1 protein-coding gene is annotated in these 1,472 nt (G+C 23.8%); it reads left to right on the top strand.

The genetic code is table 11. The annotated features are described in order from the left end of the window. Positions 1-9 precede the first annotated feature (9 nt). Positions 10-1,472, top strand: a 1,463-nt coding sequence (locus AJ884_RS10060) for a glycosyltransferase family 2 protein (RefSeq protein ID WP_070286402.1), incomplete at its 3' end; no start/stop codon positions are given.

Genomic DNA, 1,472 nt, shown 5'->3' with positions numbered 1-1,472 from the left:
GAAAAAACAATGAAAACCGTAGGCGTAGTTATCCCAATCTATAATGTAGAAAAATATTTAAGAGAATGTTTAGATAGTGTTGTTAATCAAACTTATAAAAATTTACAAGTTGTACTTGTAAATGATGGTAGCACAGATGAAAACTCACTCAATATAGCCAAAGAATATACTTTAAAAGATGAAAGATTTATACTTTTTGATAAGGAAAATGGGGGTTTATCTTCAGCTCGTAATGTAGGCATAGAATTCTTTAGTAAAGAATATGATTTTAAAAACATTACCCAAGAATTAAAAGAAAACTCCTTAGTAGATTTTAAACTAGACAATAAAGATAATCCTTATAATATTTATAAAATATATAAAAGTTCAAATTTCTTTAAAAATAAAGATGAACTTTTAAATTTTAAAGCTCCTGATATTGATTATATTATCTTTTTAGATTCTGATGATTATTGGGAATTAAATTGTATAGAAGAATGTGTTCCTAGAATGGATGGTGTTGAAGTGGTTTGGTTTGATTATAATAAAATTTATGAAAAAGATTGTTTGGAAAAAAAAGATGAGTGGACTTGGTTTAATTGTTATAATATGGGAATAAAAAAAGATACAATCATATCTGATGAATGGTTGGATAAATATTGCAATATTCAAACTTTCGCTTTTGTTTGGAGTGGGATGATTGCTTTTAATTACTTGAGCAATCAAAAGATAAAATTTTTAGATTATATTTTTCATCAAGATGTTTATTTTGGCTTTATGGTATTTTTTAAAAGCAATAAAATATCTCTATTAAATAAAAAAATAATAAATTATCGAATTAGAAGCAATGCTACAACCTTGAGGCAGAGTAAAATAGGTGAACAAATAATTTTACCCAAATATCTTGATTTTTTGTCTAAATTTTATAATAAAAATGAAGATGCTAAAAAATATTACAGTCTTTTTAGTTGGAGTAAAATGGTTGAAAAAGCTATAGAAGATAGTTTTTACGATGAAAAGAATATTATAATAAATTATTTTTTGCCTTCTTTATGTATGCAACTTTTTCAAAAAGATATCAATAAAAATGTTGATCCGCTAAATATTGGAATTTATATAAATTTTTCTAAAGTATTATTTAAGATGTTTCGTTTAAAGCATCAAAATATTATTTTTAACACCAATTTATATGGCACAGCTAAACAAAGAATTCAAAACCAGCTTTGTTATAAATTGGGTCAAACTATGATTATTAATTCTAAAAGTATTATTGGCATTCTATTTATGCCAATATATTTGTTATCAACATTTTTAAATTACAAACAAGATCAAAAAATATATCATCAAAAAATAAAAAAAGATCCAACTTTAAAATTACCCCCTTTAGAAAATTATCCAGATTACCAAGAAGCTTTAAAGTATAAAGAACACTTATCTTATAAACTAGGAAAAATTTTATTAGAATCTTTTAAAACTTGGCATAAAGGTGGTTT

It is taken from the genome of Campylobacter sp. BCW_6463, from assembly GCF_001762785.1.
GTDB classification, from domain to species: domain Bacteria; phylum Campylobacterota; class Campylobacteria; order Campylobacterales; family Campylobacteraceae; genus Campylobacter_D; species Campylobacter_D jejuni.
Note: the sequence above shows the minus strand (reverse complement) of the source record. Positions and strands in the feature narration are given on the sequence as shown.